15 protein-coding genes are annotated in these 15,976 nt (G+C 65.5%); 11 read left to right on the forward strand and 4 right to left on the reverse strand.

The features are described 5' to 3' along the window. The first annotated feature begins 54 nt into the window (after nucleotides 1-54). Genes miaB through VMJ11_RS24680 form a run of 4 tightly spaced genes read left to right on the forward strand, consistent with a single transcriptional unit; the run spans nucleotide 55 to nucleotide 3,814 of the window. Nucleotides 55-1,428 carry a tRNA (N6-isopentenyl adenosine(37)-C2)-methylthiotransferase MiaB gene (miaB, locus tag VMJ11_RS24665; RefSeq protein ID WP_325622680.1) on the forward strand — a complete coding sequence of 458 codons (1,374 nt, stop codon included), beginning with the start codon at nucleotides 55-57 and terminating at the stop codon, nucleotides 1,426-1,428. A 47-nt stretch (nucleotides 1,429-1,475) separates the two neighbouring features. Next, entirely contained in the window at nucleotides 1,476-2,591 is a 1,116-nt protein-coding gene (locus VMJ11_RS24670; protein ID WP_325622681.1) for a PhoH family protein, read from the forward strand. A 49-nt stretch (nucleotides 2,592-2,640) separates the two neighbouring features. Further along, the gene (gene ybeY / locus VMJ11_RS24675) at nucleotides 2,641-3,102 is read left to right on the forward strand and encodes an rRNA maturation RNase YbeY (protein WP_325622702.1); all 462 of its coding nucleotides are present in this window, start codon (nucleotides 2,641-2,643) and stop codon (nucleotides 3,100-3,102) included. Between the two features lie 28 nt (nucleotides 3,103-3,130). Next, entirely contained in the window at nucleotides 3,131-3,814 is a 684-nt protein-coding gene (locus tag VMJ11_RS24680) for a gamma-glutamylcyclotransferase (protein ID WP_325622683.1), read from the forward strand. 116 nt (nucleotides 3,815-3,930) lie between these two features. Here the strand turns inward: VMJ11_RS24680 and VMJ11_RS24685 are convergent, their stop codons facing one another. The 3 genes from VMJ11_RS24685 to VMJ11_RS24695 all read right to left on the reverse strand — a co-directional run bounded on the left by VMJ11_RS24685 (nucleotide 3,931) and on the right by VMJ11_RS24695 (nucleotide 5,738). Then, nucleotides 3,931-4,602, reverse strand: a complete 672-nt coding sequence (locus VMJ11_RS24685) for a DUF799 domain-containing protein (RefSeq protein WP_325622684.1) — start codon at nucleotides 4,600-4,602, stop codon at nucleotides 3,931-3,933. A 10-nt stretch (nucleotides 4,603-4,612) separates the two neighbouring features. After that, complete coding sequence (locus VMJ11_RS24690) at nucleotides 4,613-4,972, reverse strand: DUF4810 domain-containing protein (protein ID WP_325622703.1); 360 nt, start codon at nucleotides 4,970-4,972, stop codon at nucleotides 4,613-4,615. Nucleotides 4,973-5,060: 88 nt separating this feature from the next. After that, nucleotides 5,061-5,738, reverse strand: coding sequence for a CsgG/HfaB family protein (locus tag VMJ11_RS24695; protein WP_325622704.1), 678 nt, complete (start codon nucleotides 5,736-5,738; stop codon nucleotides 5,061-5,063). Nucleotides 5,739-6,037: 299 nt separating this feature from the next. Between VMJ11_RS24695 and VMJ11_RS24700 the strand changes: the two genes are divergently transcribed. From VMJ11_RS24700 to VMJ11_RS24730, 7 genes are all read left to right on the forward strand, one after another. Further along, nucleotides 6,038-6,931: an HlyC/CorC family transporter gene (locus tag VMJ11_RS24700; RefSeq protein ID WP_325622686.1), complete on the forward strand. Its 894-nt coding sequence runs from the start codon at nucleotides 6,038-6,040 to the stop codon at nucleotides 6,929-6,931. Nucleotides 6,932-7,162: 231 nt separating this feature from the next. Further along, nucleotides 7,163-8,899: an apolipoprotein N-acyltransferase gene (gene lnt / locus VMJ11_RS24705; protein WP_325622688.1), complete on the forward strand. Its 1,737-nt coding sequence runs from the start codon at nucleotides 7,163-7,165 to the stop codon at nucleotides 8,897-8,899. A 254-nt stretch (nucleotides 8,900-9,153) separates the two neighbouring features. Continuing rightward, on the forward strand, nucleotides 9,154-10,161 hold the full coding sequence (gene glyQ, locus VMJ11_RS24710; protein ID WP_325622690.1) for a glycine--tRNA ligase subunit alpha: 1,008 nt from the start codon (nucleotides 9,154-9,156) through the stop codon (nucleotides 10,159-10,161). A 16-nt stretch (nucleotides 10,162-10,177) separates the two neighbouring features. Further along, the gene (gene glyS, locus VMJ11_RS24715; protein WP_325622692.1) at nucleotides 10,178-12,277 is read left to right on the forward strand and encodes a glycine--tRNA ligase subunit beta; all 2,100 of its coding nucleotides are present in this window, start codon (nucleotides 10,178-10,180) and stop codon (nucleotides 12,275-12,277) included. 18 nt (nucleotides 12,278-12,295) lie between these two features. Next, nucleotides 12,296-12,859 carry a D-glycero-beta-D-manno-heptose 1,7-bisphosphate 7-phosphatase gene (gene gmhB, locus VMJ11_RS24720; protein ID WP_325622694.1) on the forward strand — a complete coding sequence of 188 codons (564 nt, stop codon included), beginning with the start codon at nucleotides 12,296-12,298 and terminating at the stop codon, nucleotides 12,857-12,859. 133 nt (nucleotides 12,860-12,992) lie between these two features. Further along, complete coding sequence (locus VMJ11_RS24725; protein ID WP_325622697.1) at nucleotides 12,993-13,754, forward strand: lysophospholipid acyltransferase family protein; 762 nt, start codon at nucleotides 12,993-12,995, stop codon at nucleotides 13,752-13,754. A gap of 202 nt (nucleotides 13,755-13,956) precedes the next feature. Beyond that, entirely contained in the window at nucleotides 13,957-14,838 is an 882-nt protein-coding gene (locus tag VMJ11_RS24730) for a SprT family zinc-dependent metalloprotease (RefSeq protein WP_325622699.1), read from the forward strand. A 23-nt stretch (nucleotides 14,839-14,861) separates the two neighbouring features. Here VMJ11_RS24730 and VMJ11_RS24735 read toward each other — a convergent pair. Next, nucleotides 14,862-15,976: LTA synthase family protein (locus VMJ11_RS24735; RefSeq protein ID WP_325622700.1), on the reverse strand; the 1,115-nt coding region annotated here is incomplete at its 5' end.

Below are 15,976 nucleotides of genomic sequence, written 5' to 3' on the forward strand. Positions count from 1 at the left end.
CGTGCATCAAGCGGACGACGCCCCCAGGTCAACCACTGCGAACGGCGAAACCCGATGACCAAGAAAGTTTATGTAAAGACCTTTGGCTGCCAGATGAACGAGTACGACTCCGACAAGATGGTCGACGTACTCGGCGCCGCCGAAGGCCTCGTGAAAACCGACACCCCCGAAGACGCGGACGTCATCCTGTTCAACACCTGCTCGGTGCGCGAAAAGGCGCAGGAGAAGGTCTTTTCCGACCTCGGCCGCGTGCGCGAGTTGAAGGAAGCGAACCCGAACCTGATCATTGGCGTGGGCGGCTGCGTGGCGAGCCAGGAAGGCGCGGCGATCGTGGCGCGCGCGCCCTACGTCGACCTCGTGTTCGGCCCGCAGACGCTGCACCGCCTGCCGCAGATGATCGACGCGCGGCGCGCCTCCGGCCGTGCGCAGGTGGACATCACGTTCCCCGAAATCGAGAAGTTCGACCACCTGCCGCCCGCGCGCGTGGAAGGCCCGAGCGCGTTCGTCTCGATCATGGAAGGCTGCAGCAAGTACTGCAGCTACTGTGTCGTGCCCTATACGCGCGGCGAGGAAGTCTCGCGCCCGCTCGACGACGTGCTCACCGAAATCGCCGGCCTCGCCGACCAGGGCGTGCGCGAAGTCACGCTGCTCGGCCAGAACGTGAACGCCTACCGCGGCGCGTTGACGGCCGGCGCGCACGACGTCGCCGACTTCGCGACGCTCATCGAGTACGTTGCCGAAATCCCCGGCATCGAGCGCATCCGCTACACGACTTCGCATCCGAAGGAATTTACGCAGCGCCTCATCGACACCTACGCGAAAGTGCCCAAGCTCGTGAGCCATCTGCATCTGCCGGTGCAGCACGGCTCGGACCGCGTGCTCATGGCGATGAAGCGCGGCTACACCGTGCTCGAATACAAGTCGATCATCCGCAAGCTGCGCGCGATCCGCCCGGACCTGTCGCTCTCCACGGACTTCATCGTGGGCTTCCCCGGCGAGACCGAAGAGGACTTCCAGAAGATGATGGCGCTCGTCGAAGAGATGAGCTACGACACGAGCTTCTCGTTCATCTACAGCCCGCGTCCTGGCACGCCCGCAGCCAACCTCTCCGACGACACGCCGCGCGAGGTGAAGCTAAAGCGCCTGCAACACCTGCAGGCCACGATCGAAGAGAACGTGCAGCGCATCAGCCAGTCGATGGTCGGCCGAGTCGAGCGCATTCTCGTGGAAGGCCCCTCGCGCAAGGACCCGAGCGAACTGTCGGGCCGCACCGAGAACAACCGCGTCGTGAACTTCCCGGCACCGCTCGCCTCGCACGCGCGCCTGATCGGCCAGATGATCGACGTGAAGATCAATCACGCGTATCCGCACTCGCTGCGCGGCGAACTCGTGCTGGCGCACGAGGGCACCTCGGCGCTCGCGCACTGAGCGCGCGCCCATCACGCAACATCGGAATTCAGGAGTTCAGAGACACCTTGAAGCCCAATCAGCAGCATCTGGAATTCACCGCGCCGCGCGACGACAACGCGCGGCTCGCCAACCTCTGCGGCCCGCTCGACGAGAACCTGCGGCAGATCGAACAGGCGCTCGACGTGACGCTCGCGCGGCGCGGCCATCGAATCAGCATTCGCGGGCGTGGCGCGAAGCTCGCACTCGCGGCGCTCGAGAACTTCTACAACCAGGCGCGCGATCCGCTCTCCGTCGACGATATCCAGCTCGCGCTCGTCGAAGCGCGCCATCCGGCGAACGATCCGCGCGGCAATGGCAACGGCGGCGTGCGCGCCAACGCCAACGGCAGTGTTGGCAATGTCGGCGAGCAAGCCACGGAAATCGATCCGCGATTCCGGGGCGACCCGGACCATCCGTTCGACGAGCCCGCGCTCGAAGGCATCGACACCGAAGAACTGGGCCCGAAGCTCTACACGCGCCGCGCCGACCTGCGTGGCCGCACGCCCGCGCAGCGCGAGTACCTCAAGCAGATCATCTCGCACGACGTGACGTTCGGCGTCGGGCCCGCGGGCACCGGCAAGACCTATCTCGCGGTAGCCTGCGCCGTGGACGCGCTCGAACGCGATCAGGTCAAGCGCATCGTGCTCACGCGCCCGGCCGTGGAAGCGGGCGAGCGGCTCGGCTTCTTGCCGGGCGATCTCGCTCAGAAGGTCGACCCGTATCTGCGCCCCTTGTATGACGCGCTCTACGACCTGCTCGGCTTCGACAAGACCGCGAAGATGTTCGAGCGCCAGATGATCGAGATCGCACCGCTCGCGTACATGCGCGGCCGCACGCTCAATCACGCGTTCATCATCCTCGACGAGGCGCAGAACACCACGCCCGAGCAGATGAAGATGTTCTTGACGCGTATCGGCTTCGGCTCGAAGGCCGTCGTGACCGGCGACACCACCCAGGTGGACCTGCCGCGCGGCCACAAGAGCGGCCTGATCGAGGCGCAGCAGGTGCTCGCGAACGTGCGCGGCATCGCGCTCACGCGCTTCACGAGCGCGGACGTCGTGCGCCATCCGCTCGTCGCGCGTATCGTCGAGGCTTATGACGCGCACTCGAAAAAGGACGAAGGCAATGGCGACGCGCGCTGACACCGCGCTCGTTAGGTTGCCGTTCGCCTGGACCGCCTGAATGAGTCCCATGCCCCGCGTACCGAAACTCAAACTGACCGTCCAGTTCCCTGCTGCGAAGGCGTTTCCCGAGCACAAGGCCGCGCTGCCGCGCGCAACCGTGACGGCGTGGCTCAAGGCCGCGCTCTTCGCCGACGCGGAGCTGGCCGTGCGCTTCGTCGACGCCGAAGAAGGCCGCACGCTCAACCGCACTTATCGCGGCAAGGACTACGCGACCAACGTGCTCACCTTCGCCTACGCGGAAAGCGAAGACGATCCGGTCACGGGCGACCTGATCCTGTGCTGCCCGGTGGTGGAAAAGGAAGCCGCCGAGCAGGGCAAGCCGCTCGCCGCGCACTACGCGCACCTGCTCGTGCACGGCGCGCTGCACGCACAGGGTTACGATCACGAGGACGAGGCCGAAGCCGATGAGATGGAGGGCATCGAAACCGAGGTGCTCAACTCGCTTGGCTTCCCTGATCCGTACAAATAAGGCCCGCCCGGACGCCGATAGACCCGCCATGAACGACAAGCGCACGCCCGACTTCGCCGAACCCTCCGCATCGCCCGAGGCGGGCGGTGCGAGCGCGCCCTGCCCCGGCTACCCGCCTGCGCTCGGCGAGTCGCGCCTCCTGAACGAAGACGAGCTGCGCGCCTCGCTCGCCTGCACGCTGAAGGACTGGGATGGCGCGAGCGACCTCTGGCTCTTCGGCTATGGCTCGCTGATCTGGAACCCTGGCCTGCCGAGCGTCGAGAACGTGCGCTCGCGCGTGCACGGCTACCATCGCGGGCTTTATCTGTGGTCGCGCGTGAACCGAGGCACACCCGAGCAACCGGGCCTCGTGCTCGCGCTCGACCGCGGCGGCTCGTGTGCGGGAGTCGCGTTCCGCCTCGCCGCCGAAGGCGTGACGCCACACCTGGAAGCGCTCTGGCGCCGCGAAATGCCGATGGGCTCGTACCGCCCCGCCTGGCTGCCCTGCGTGCTCGAAGACGGCCGCCGCGTCGCCGCGCTCGCGTTCGTCATGCGACGCGACGTAGCGTCATACACCGGCAAGCTTTCCGAAGCGACCGTGCGCACCGTGTTCGGCTGCGCTTCCGGCCGTTATGGCTCGACGCTCGACTACGTGCGCCGGACCGTCGATGCACTGCGTGAGAGCGGCATGCGCGACCGCGCGCTGGAACGGCTGCTCGCGCGCTGCACCTGAAGGCGCCGCGCAGCCGCGCTAACATCGCGGCAAATGCATGCGATTGCGAAAGCGGCGATCAATACCGCCTCGCGTGCGAGTCGCGACAACCCGCTTTCTACTATCGCTGGACGTAATCAGTCAGTCCCGTACTTCGGCGAACGCGGCCCGTACAGCAGCCCGTTGGGCGGTCCCGCCGAGAGCAACTTGCGGCTCGTGAGGCCAGCGACCTTCTGGCTCTCGTCGCTGAGCGAATGCGCGACCTGCTTCACGGCCGCCTGCACGAGGGTGACGAGCAAGCCGCCACCTACGCTGAAATCTCCAAGCTCCTTGCCGCTCGCACTCGCACGGCCTTCCCAGAGCACGTCGCCGTTGTCGAGACTCACTAGCTTCGCCGATGCCGCCACGACCGTGTTGCTGTCGACAACCTGATACACGGAGCCGTACTGCGAGACTTTCGTGTAGAGCGCAGCATCCGCGCCGAAAATCGTTCGCAGCTTTGCCGCCGGCACGTCCTGGATCTCGGCCGGCGTCGTCAGGCCGTTCTGGCGGAAGGTTTCCGCGACTTCCGCTACCGGCAGAACGTAGTAACCCGACTCGGCGAGCGGCATCGTCATCTGCGAGAGCATGCCGTTCGTGGCGTTCACATCGGCGGTTTCGTTCAGCGGTGGCAGGACGATGATCGTGCGCGGTTTCGCGGCACGAAACGACGTGTAGTCGACCTGCTTCGCCGGCTGTTGGGCGCAGGCCGCGAGCAGCGCACCGACCGCCACCGCGGGCAGCCATTTGAAGCGTGAAAAGAAGATCATGCGCGTGCTCCTACTTGTTCAGGTTCTTCAGCAGAAAGTCCATGTACGCAGACGATTCGGGAAACGCCTCCTTCTCCGCCAGGAGTTCCTGGCTCGCTTGCCGGCTCTTGCCGACGCTCGCGTAGAGCGCGCCGAGGTGCGCGTGAAAGCCGGGCGGCGGGAGTTCGCCCTTGCCGTGCATCTGCTGGAGGCTCTGCTCGAGTGCGCCGATCTGGGTTTCGGGGCTCGACTTGCCATTGAGCTGCTCGTACACCTGCGCCTGGTATGCGTTCCAGCCGTAAAGCGGCTTGGTGGTCTGTTGCGTGGCGCAGCCGCCCAGCAACGACGCGGTTGCGAACGCGACGGCGAACGCCGCCGCGCGCCGGCACAGGCTGCCGTGCGCGCCGAAATGAATGTGTTTCATCGTGCGGTCTCTACTTTCCTGTGAACGTGTTGCGACGAACCCGGCGCCCGACTGCTCAGCGAGCCGCGCCGAGCGCGCCGGCCTCGACACGTTCGGCCAGGTGGTTGACGGCCTCCCCGATCGCCAGATCGAGCACCTTGCCGTTGAGCGTCGAGTCGTAGCCCGACGTCCCGCCAAAGCCGATCACCTCACGGCTCGACAGGCTGAATTCGCCCGCGCCCTGCGCCGAGGCCACGACTTCGGAGGTGACCGTATCCACGACGTTGAGGCTCACTTTCGCGTAGGCGACCTGGCTCTTGCCGCGGCCGAGAATGCCGAAGAGTTGCTGGTCGCCAACGTCCTTGCGGCCGAATTCGGTGACGTCGCCGGTGATGACGTAGCGCGCGCCCTTCACGGCCTGCGCCTGCTTCGCGAATCCCGCCTCCTGACGGATCTCGTCGAGATTGTCGCGATCGAGCACGTTGAAGCGCCCGCTCTGCTGAAGCGCCGTGATCAGAATGGTCTTGGCCTGACTGCCCAGACGGTCGTTGCCGTCCGTGAAAATCCCGCGCATGTAACTCGAACGGTTGTCGAACTTGCCCACGGCAATCGCGACGGGCTTGCCCGCGTATGGCGTACGCGCGACGGCAACCTCGGGCACCGCCAGCGTGCGCGATGCTTCCGTCGCGCACCCGCCTAGCAGCACGAGCAGCACCAGCACGAGCCAGGCCGCGCGTTTCTTCGATGAATGCAACAAGAGTGATCTCCCCGACTAGATGCCGGAGTGTGATCCGGCCGACATGCGCTGCCGGAAAGCTCCGGCGGCGCAAACGGCGCGATTAAATCCGAATCGCGGAAAGGCAAATGTTAAAAAAGAGGCATTCATGACACGCATCAAGTTGCGACGGCTTTTTCGTCGACAGCGCGGTCACCCCGCATCTGCGCTAGGATTGATCTGTCAGCGATCCTTACACGGTCGCGCCACAAGCATGTTGTATCCTTAACGCTCCGCAACAGCGCGCCCTGCCCCAAAGCGGCAAAGGGCGCACCACCATGAACGACTCTTATCCCAGTCGACGCCAAACCGACAAACCGCAGGAAAAGCGCTCGCTGCTCGAGCGGCTGACCGACTTCATCTCGCCCGAGCCAGACTCGCGCGGCGAGCTTCTCGAAATCCTCCAGGACGCGCACGCGCGCAATCTGATCGACGCCGATTCGCTTTCGATGATCGAAGGCGTGTTCCAGGTGTCCGAGCTCTGCGCACGCGACATCATGATTCCGCGCGCGCAGATGGACGCGATCAACATCGCCGAAGATCCCGACGAATTCATCCCGTTCGTGCTGGAGAAGGCGCACTCGCGCTACCCCGTGTACGAAGGCAACCGCGACAACGTGATCGGCGTGCTGCTCGCGAAGGACCTGCTGCGCTACTACGCCGAAGAGGAATTCGACGTGCGCGGCATGCTGCGCCCGGCCGTGTTCATACCCGAGTCCAAGCGCCTGAACGTGCTGCTGCGCGACTTTCGCCAGAACCGCAATCACATCGCCATCGTCGTGGACGAATACGGCGGCGTGGCGGGCCTCATCACGATCGAAGACGTGCTCGAGCAGATCGTCGGCGACATCGAGGATGAATACGACTTCGACGAAGAAAGCGGCAACATCATCGCCTCGCCCGACGGGCGCTACCGCGTGCGCGCGCTCACCGAGATCGAGCAGTTCAACGAGACGTTCGGCACCCATTATTCCGACGAGGAAGTCGACACGATCGGCGGCTTCGTCACGCACCACTTCGGCCACGTGCCGCATCGCGGGGAGAAGGTGCGCATCGACGACCTGACCTTCGAGGTGCTGCGCACCGACGCCCGTCAGGTCCACATGCTGCTGGTGCGCCGCGACCCGATGGCCGGCCAGCGCGAAGCCGCACTGCAGCCGCCGGGCACCTGATCCGGCGCACCCGCCACCGCGCGGAACGCCAGCCTTCGGGCTGGCGTTTTTGCTTTGCAGGCGTGGCATCGAGATCCGCCCCCCAAAATAGCGGCAGACGCTACCCGGTAGCGACGCACGAAAGTGCTATCGTTGCGCTCGTCCCGCAATCCGCGCCCACGCGCCAGCGTCGCGCTCTCGCGCGCTCGCATTGAGCGCCGCGCAGTTCACTGCCGCTTTTCACTGCACTGTATGGCCGAACCGATCGATACCCGCACGCGCAACAAGACGCGTGCGCCCGAAACCACCGATACCGCGGCATCGAGCGCCGCAAGCGCCTCGAACGGCGCGGCGCGAAGTGCGCCCACGATCTGGCACTATCTCGCCGCGACCGCGCTGGGCGCGCTCAATACGCTTTCATTCGCGCCCACACCGCACGGCGGCTGGCTCGCCCTCGCGATCTTCGCGGGCTTCTACTTCTGGCTCACACGCACGACCGGCTGGAAGAGCGCGCTCTTCACGGGCTGGGCGTTCGGCTTCGGCAATTTCGTGAGCGGGGTGTGGTGGCTCTACGTGAGCATGCACTTCTACGGCGGCATGCCTGCGGTGCTCGCGGGCGCGGCGCTCGTGCTGTTCTCGCTCTATCTCGGCGTGTATCCCGCGCTCGCCGCGCTCATCTGGTCGTTCTGCGCGGGGCATGCCCGCAACGGACGCAGCGGCGAGTTGCCGTACTCGCCCACGTGGCACGGCGCGTTCGCGTTCGCGAGCGCCTGGGCGCTCGGCGAATGGGCGCGCGGCTACGTCTTCACCGGCTTTCCCTGGCTCTCGAGCGGCTACGCGCAGGTGGACGGGCCGCTCGCCGGCTTCGCGCCGATCGTGGGCGTCTACGGCGTGGGCTGGGTGCTCGCGCTCGTCGCGGCGTTCATCGCGCAGGCGATACTGCGCGCGTGGGATCTCAAGCGGCCGGCTGCGGACAAAGCGCCAGGCGCGCCGCGTGCCACTGGCGCTGGCGCTGTCGCAACACCGGCGCTCGCTGCCGCCGCCGTGATCGCGGCCGGGCTGCTGCTCTCGCTCGTGCCGTGGACGCAGCCTTCCGGCGCACCGCTCAACGTGCGTCTGCTGCAAGGCAACGTCAAGCAGGAGATGAAGTTCTCCGAGTCCGGCATGATCGACGCGCTCAACGAATTCCAGAAGCTCATCACCGAAAAGCCCGCCGATCTCGTCGTCACGCCCGAAACCGCGGTTCCCGTGCTCGTGCAGGAAGTGCCGGAAAAGTTCGGCCGCGATATCCGCGCGTTCGCCGACGGCACCGGCACCGCCATCCTGTTCGGCGCCGTGGGCGGCACGATCACGCCCGATGGTCGCGTCGTCGACTACACCAACAGCCTGTTCGGCATTACGCCCGGGCAGCCGGGCCTGTACCGCTACGACAAGCACCACCTCGTACCCTTCGGCGAATTCGTGCCCTGGGGCTTCCACTGGTTCGTGAATCTCATGAACATCCCGCTCGGGGACTTCGCGCGCGGCGCGCCCGTGCAGCCGCCCTTCCTCGTGCGCGGTCAGCCCGTGGCCGTGGACATCTGCTACGAGGACATCTTCGGCGAGGAACTCGCGCGCACCGTGCGCGAGAGCCCGACTTCGCCTGGCATCCTCATCAACTCGACGAACCTCGCGTGGTTCGGCGACACCATCGCGCTCGACCAGCATCTGCAGATCGCGCGCATGCGCTCGCTCGAAACCGGCCGGCCGATGCTGCGCGCCACCAACACGGGCGCGACGGCCGCCATCGACGCGAGAGGCCGCGTGATCGCGCGCCTGCCCACCTATACCGCGGGCTCGCTCGACGTGCGCGTGGAAAGCACGACCGGCTTCACGCCCTACGTGACGAGCGGCAACAACACCGTGATCGCGGTTTCGCTACTGCTGCTGGCGCTCGGCTTTGCGTTCGGACCGGCCTTCAAGGGCCGCACGAAGAAGCGCGCACAGTAAGCTCGCCGCCCGTCGGCGGGGGCGCGCAACGACCCGCCCATGCACCTGAGGGCGCCCCTCACGGGCGCCCGAACCGCGCCCAGGTCTCAACGCCGCGTCAATCCGGTAAAATTCGAGGTTTTAGCACCTGGCCGCCTCCCGGCCCGGGCCACGCAAGGGAAACGGGCATAGCGCAGAACGCCGCCCCGCCCAGCGAGCCTGGCGGGGCCGCCGCACTCCGCCCCCGAAAGCCCCGAAAGACACAGCAGGCAAACATGCTCACGTTTCAGCAAATCATCCTGACGCTCCAGTCTTACTGGGACAAGCAGGGCTGCGCGCTGCTCCAGCCGATCGACATGGAAGTCGGCGCCGGCACCTCGCACGTTCACACCTTCCTGCGCGCGATCGGCCCCGAGCCGTGGCGCGCGGCCTACGTGCAGCCCTCGCGCCGCCCGAAAGACGGCCGCTATGGCGAGAACCCGAACCGCCTGCAGCACTACTACCAGTACCAGGTCGTGCTCAAGCCCGCGCCGGAAAACATCCTCGACCTGTACCTCGGCTCGCTGGAGGCACTCGGCTTCGACCTGAAGCAGAACGACGTGCGCTTCGTCGAAGACGACTGGGAGAACCCCACGCTCGGCGCCTGGGGCCTCGGCTGGGAAGTGTGGCTCAACGGCATGGAAGTGACGCAGTTCACCTACTTCCAGCAAGTGGGCGGGCTCGACTGCAAGCCCGTGCTCGGCGAAATCACCTATGGCCTCGAGCGTCTCGCGATGTATCTGCAGAAGGTCGAGAACGTCTACGACCTCGTCTGGACCGAATGGGAAGAACAAGGCCCGAACGGCCCCGAGCTACGCCGCCTGACCTACGGCGACGTCTACCACCAGAACGAAGTCGAGCAATCCACGTACAACTTCGAACACGCGAACGTCGACCTGCTGTTCACGTTCTTCAATGCGTACGAGGGCGAAGCGAAGCGCATGATGGAACTGCAGCTCGCACTGCCCGCCTACGAGCTCGTGCTCAAGGCCGCTCACACCTTCAACCTGCTCGACGCGCGCGGCGCGATTTCCGTCACCGAGCGGGCGGCGTACATCGGCCGCATCCGCGCGCTCTCGCGCAGCGTGGCGCAGTCGTACTACGAGTCGCGCGAGAAGCTCGGCTTCCCGATGCTCGGCAACCCGGTGCATGGCGTGCCGGGCCTGACTACCGACGAACAGGACGCCGCGATGCCCGCCTGGGCGCCGCCGCTGAAGGTCGAACGCACGTTCGACGAGGAATGACCGGATCTCCAGAACAATGACCCAAGCCCATCACGCCACTCTCCTCGTCGAACTGCTGACCGAGGAACTGCCGCCGAAGGCCCTCGCGCGCCTCGGCGACGCATTCGCCGAAGGCATCGCGCAACGCCTCGCGGCGCGCGACCTGATCGAAGGCGATCTGTCGTTCGAGCGTTTCGCCACGCCGCGCCGTCTCGCCGTGACGATCAAGAATGTGCGCAGCGTCGCGCCCGAAAAGCAGGTGCGCGAAAAAGTGCTGCCCGTTTCGGTTGCGCTCGACGCCAACGGCCAGCCCACCGCGCCGCTCGCGAAGAAACTCGCCGCGCTCGGCTTCCCCGATTTCCCGGTGAGCGACCTTGAGCGCGCGAGCGACGGCAAGAACGAAGCGTTCTTCCTGCGCTACTCCGCGCCGGGCGCGACGCTCGCCGACGGCCTGCAGGCCGTGCTCGACGAAGCGCTCGGCAAGCTGCCGATCCCGAAGGTCATGACCTACCAGCGCCCGGACGGCAGCAACGTGCAGTTCGTGCGCCCCGTGCATCGCCTGATCTCGCTGCACGGCAGCGAGATCGTGCCGGTGACGGCATTCGGCGTGGACGCCGGCGACACCACGCGCGGCCACCGCTTCCTCTCCGAAGGCCTGATCGCCATCACGCACGCCGACGACTACGCACACACGCTGCAGCACAAGGGCTTCGTGATCGCGAGCTACGCCGAGCGCCGCGAGTCCATCCGCGCGCAGCTCATCGAGCAGGCGGGCGGCGACAAGGTCGTGATGCCCGAGGCGCTGCTCGACGAAGTGAACTCGCTCGTCGAATGGCCCGTGGTGTACGCATGCAAGTTCGAGGACGAGTTCCTGCAGGTGCCCCAGGAGTGCCTGATCCTCACGATGCAGACGAACCAGAAGTACTTCGCGCTCACCGACGAGCAAGGCCGCCTTCGCTCGCGCTTTCTGATCGTCTCGAACATCGCGACGGACACGCCCGAAGAAATCGTCGAGGGCAACGAACGTGTGGTGCGCCCGCGTCTGGCCGACGCCAAGTTCTTCTTCGAGCAGGACAAGAAGAAGCCGCTCGCCGCGCGCGTGCCGCTGCTCGCAAACGTGGTCTATCACAACAAGCTCGGCTCGCAGTTGCAGCGCGTGGAGCGCCTCGAAGCGCTCGCCGGCCGGATTGCTGAACTGAGCGGCGCCGACGTCGCGCTCGCCAAACGCGGCGCGCGCCTCGCGAAGGCCGACCTGCTGACCGACATGGTGGGCGAATTCCCCGAACTGCAAGGCACGATGGGCACGTACTACGCGCGCCACGACGGCGAGCCCGAAGACGTGGCGATTGCGTGCTCCGAGCACTATCAGCCGCGCTTCTCGGGCGATGCTCTGCCCGCCACGGCCACGGGCACGATCGTCGCGCTCGCGGACAAGCTCGAGACGCTCGTCGGCATCTGGGGCATCGGTCTCGCGCCCACCGGCGAAAAGGATCCGTTCGCGCTGCGCCGCCATGCGCTGGGCGTGCTGCGCATTCTCGTCGAGAAGCAACTGCCGCTCGACCTCGTCGAACTGCTGCGCGCCGCTCACGCGCAATTCAACGGCAACGACGCGGTGACGGAATCGACCGAGGCCATCCACGAGTTCTGCATGGACCGCCTGCGCGGCCTGCTGCGCGAACGCGGCTACGCGGCCACCGAAATCGACGCCGTGCTCGCGCTGAACCCCACGCGCTTCGACGACGTCATCGCGCGCCTCGACGCCGTGCGCGAATTCGCGGCGCTCGCCGAAGCGGCCTCGCTTGCGGCGGCGAACAAGCGCATCTCGAACATCCTCAAGAAGTCCGAGGGTGCGCAAGACGCCGGCGTGCAGATCGCGCTCTTCGTCGAAGCCGCGGAGAAGGCGCTCTACGCACAGCTCGAACAGGTCGCGCCGCGCGTGGAAACGCAGCTCGCCGCGCGCGAATACACGGGTGCGCTCACCGCGCTCGCGGCGCTGCGCGAAACCGTGGACACCTTCTTCAACGACGTCATGGTCAATGCGGAAGACCCGGCCCTGCGTGCAAACCGCCTCGCGCTGCTGAAGGCGCTGCATCGCCAGATGAATAGCGTCGCGGATATCTCGCGGCTCGCCGCATGACGCACTGAGCGCTACGCCATGCCGACCAGCAACGTCAGAAAACTCGTCATCCTCGACCGGGACGGCGTGATCAACGTCGACTCCGACGCGTTCATCAAGTCGCCGGACGAATGGGTCGCCATTCCCGGCAGCCTCGAAGCGATCGCGCGCCTGAACCAGGCGGGCTATCGCGTCGCGGTGGCGTCGAACCAGTCGGGAATCGGGCGCGGGCTGTTCGACATGGCCGCACTCAACGCCATGCACGCGAAGATGCACCGGCAGGCCGCCGCCGTGGGCGGGCGCATCGACGCCGTGTTCTTCTGCCCGCACACGGCGCAGGACCACTGCGAATGCCGCAAGCCGTTGCCCGGCATGCTCAAGATGATTGCGGAACGCTTCGAGATCGAGCCGGCCGACACGCCTGTGGTCGGCGACTCGCTGCGCGACCTGCAAGCGGGCGCGGCGCTCGGCTTTCCCACGCACCTCGTGCGCTCGGGCAAGGGCGAGAAGACGCTCGCGGCGGGCGGCTTGCCCGAAGGCACGCAGGTCCACGACGACCTGCGCGCGTTCGTACTCGACTTTCTTGCCAGCGAATCCGCGTGAACGCACACGCCATTCACGCGAACCTGGTCACCCCGTCGCCGGCCACGGGCCGACGACGACGCTAACCCGGCGACACGGCGCCAGGCCGGACGAAAACCGGCCCCGCCGCGCACGCCTTCGACCGGCTCGACCGATGCGCTTTATTCGCTCCCTGCTGCTGTTCATTTACTTCATTGTCTACACGATGCCGTACGCGACGGCCTGCTTCATCGCTTTCCCGTTCATGAATGCGACGCGGCGCTACTGGATGGCCGTGGGCTGGTGCCGCTCGACGCTCTTCGTCGTGCGCCACCTCAACGGCATCCGCTACCGCATAGAGGGCATGGAGAACCTGCCGAACGGACCGGCCGTGCTGCTCTCGAAGCACCAGTCCGCCTGGGAGACGCTGGCGTTTCCCGCGCTCATGCCGCGGCCGCTGTGCTACGTGTTCAAGCGCGAACTGCTGTTCGTTCCGTTCTTCGGCTGGGCGCTCGGCATGCTGAAGATGGTTCACATCAACCGCAAGGAAGGGAAGAACGCGTTCACCTCGGTCATTCGCCAGGGCAAGCTGCGCATGGCCGAAGGCGCATGGGTGATCATGTTCCCCGAAGGCACGCGCATACCCGTGGGCAAGCAAGGCAAGTACAAGACCGGGGGACCACGCTTTGCCATCGAAACCGGCGCGCCCGTGGTGCCGATCGCGCACAATGCGGGCCACGTCTGGCCCCGAAACTCGTTCACCAAATATCCTGGTATAGTCACGGTGTCGATCGGCAAGCCGATCGAGACGACCGGACTCACGCCCGACGAAGTGAACACACGCGTGGAAAAGTGGATCGAAGCGGAAATGCGGCGCATCGATCCCGACGCGTATCGCGAAACGGATGGCGCCTCGGCAAAAGCGGCGCGGATCTGACGCGCGGGGGTTGCTGGCTCGCATCGCGCGGATGATCGCCGCGCGCTTGCGTGCGCTGTTTGCTGCGATATTTGCTGGTTTGGCGCGGCTTGTTGCGCTACGTGGCGCGTCACGAACCACACCGCCAGACGAATCGCGCGAACGAACTGCGAGTAAAGGCAAACGCCCACGCCGCACACGCACACCCGCACCAGGCCTGACGATGCAGAAGTCCCCCACGCCGCGCCCGACCGCGGCACTCGACAACCGGCAACTCGACCTGCCGCTTTTCGCAGAACCGGCGCCCGGCGTGGCGCCTGCTTCGACATCACCCGCCCCTTCCCCCACACCTACGCCTGCGCCCGGTTCGCGCGGGAAGGCACCGCTTGCGCCGGACGGCACACGGCTTCGTACCATCGCGCTGGGGGTGCGTACGCTGCCTTACCGGCTCAAGCGCTCGTCGCGCAAATCGATCGGGTTTGCGATCGACGGCTCGGGGCTCACCATCACGGCACCGCGATGGGTCACGATAGCGGATATCGAAACCGCCATCGCCGAGAAACAGCGGTGGATTTTTGCGAAGCTCGCGGAGTGGCAAACGCGCGTGGAGCAGCGCGCGTTGCCTCGCGTGGATTGGGGTGATGGTGCGGAGCTGCCTTTTCTCGGCAAGCCGATCACAGTGAAGCTTGGGGCTTCTGTGCTTGCGTTTGATGAGGAGATGCGCGTGCTTGCGTTGCCGCTACCGCCGCACGCAGATTCGCAGCAGATCAAGGATCGGGTGACGGGTTGGCTTCAGGGTGAAGCGACGCGGGTTTTTGGGGAGCGGCTCGCGGTTTATGCGGAGAAGCTTGGGGTTGCGTTTCGGTCTTACGCGCTCTCCTCTGCCGCTACGCGCTGGGGAAGTTGTTCAAGCGAAGGAAGGATTCGGTTGAACTGGCGGTTGATTCATTTTCCGCTCTCCGTTGTGGACTACGTTGTTGCGCATGAGCTCGCGCATTTGCGCGAGATGAACCATAGTCCGCGGTTCTGGCACACCGTGGAATCGATTTTTCCGGAGTTTCGGGAGGCGCGGAGGGCTTTGAAGCAGTGTCCAGTCGAGATGTGAGCCCGTTTCTCCACACCATCCCCTCAATCTCGGCGCGACTTCGTGACGACGCAATCGGCATGCACCATCGCGCGTTGTATCGTGGAGCCGAGGGTCTCGACGCCAACGTCTCGGCGCGTACCCATGTCGCTCCCGAAATTGCGCCAAATAAAGTAACCACTGCGAGTCGGTTCCGTTCCGAGCGCATCGAATACGGAAGACAAAGCAGGAACGTGATCTCCATAAAAACACAGGACTGCCGGCCGATTGCGCTCGCGCAGATAACGGGTCAACCTGCCAATCATCGCGTCCGCGTTTTCCACATGCCGCAGGTACGCAGTCAGATCGCGCCAGCGCGCGTCGTCTCCCAGCGTGTGCCGCGATGTGGATTCGCCAGGAGAAACCGTCTCCAGATGCAAAGGGCCGTGATTTTCCATCGTGATTGCAAACGCAAACACTGGTTTGTCGTCACAGGCCTGAAGGAGGGAGATGATCTTCTCCGCCACTGCAAGATCCCCGACATACGGCCCCACGCGAGACGCGCTTTTGAAATACTCGATGTCCAGAAAGCTGTCGAAGTGCATATGCGCAAATGCCCGGCGACGGCCAAAAAAATTAGCATAGTAGGGATGCACGGCCACTGTGCGATACCCACCGCGGCTGAAATACCCCGCCAGTGACGCACACTCCCGGCGCACGAACATATACGGATAAAAGCGCGCGTAGCCTAGCTCGGGGGACGTCAAGCCCGTGAGCATTGCAAATTCACTGCGCATCGTATTTGCACCCCAGGCCGGGACCGTCAATTCGCCTTGTTCGAACGACTCGCATTTCGCGCGATCGAAATGCGCATAGGGCGCACCAGACACGCATTCGCCCAGCCTGCGCGCGTCGAAATACGACTCGCTCTGAATGACGATGACGTCCGCATGGGCGTCCGGGCGACCGGCCGAAAACTCGCAGGTACGCGCGGCGCGAATGAACGCGCGTCGTTGCGCTCTGCTCAACCCGTTGATCAAATAGGCAGCGAATGCGGCGAAGAAACCAAATCGGCGTTGATCCGAAAACGGATGCAGTCTAAGCGGCAAGCGCCGAGCGAGTGGGAGGCACACCAGCAAACCAATCGCCACAACGATGGCCGCTACACATCGCTGGCCCA

It is taken from the genome of Paraburkholderia sp. (assembly GCF_035501035.1).
Taxonomy (GTDB): domain Bacteria; phylum Pseudomonadota; class Gammaproteobacteria; order Burkholderiales; family Burkholderiaceae; genus Paraburkholderia.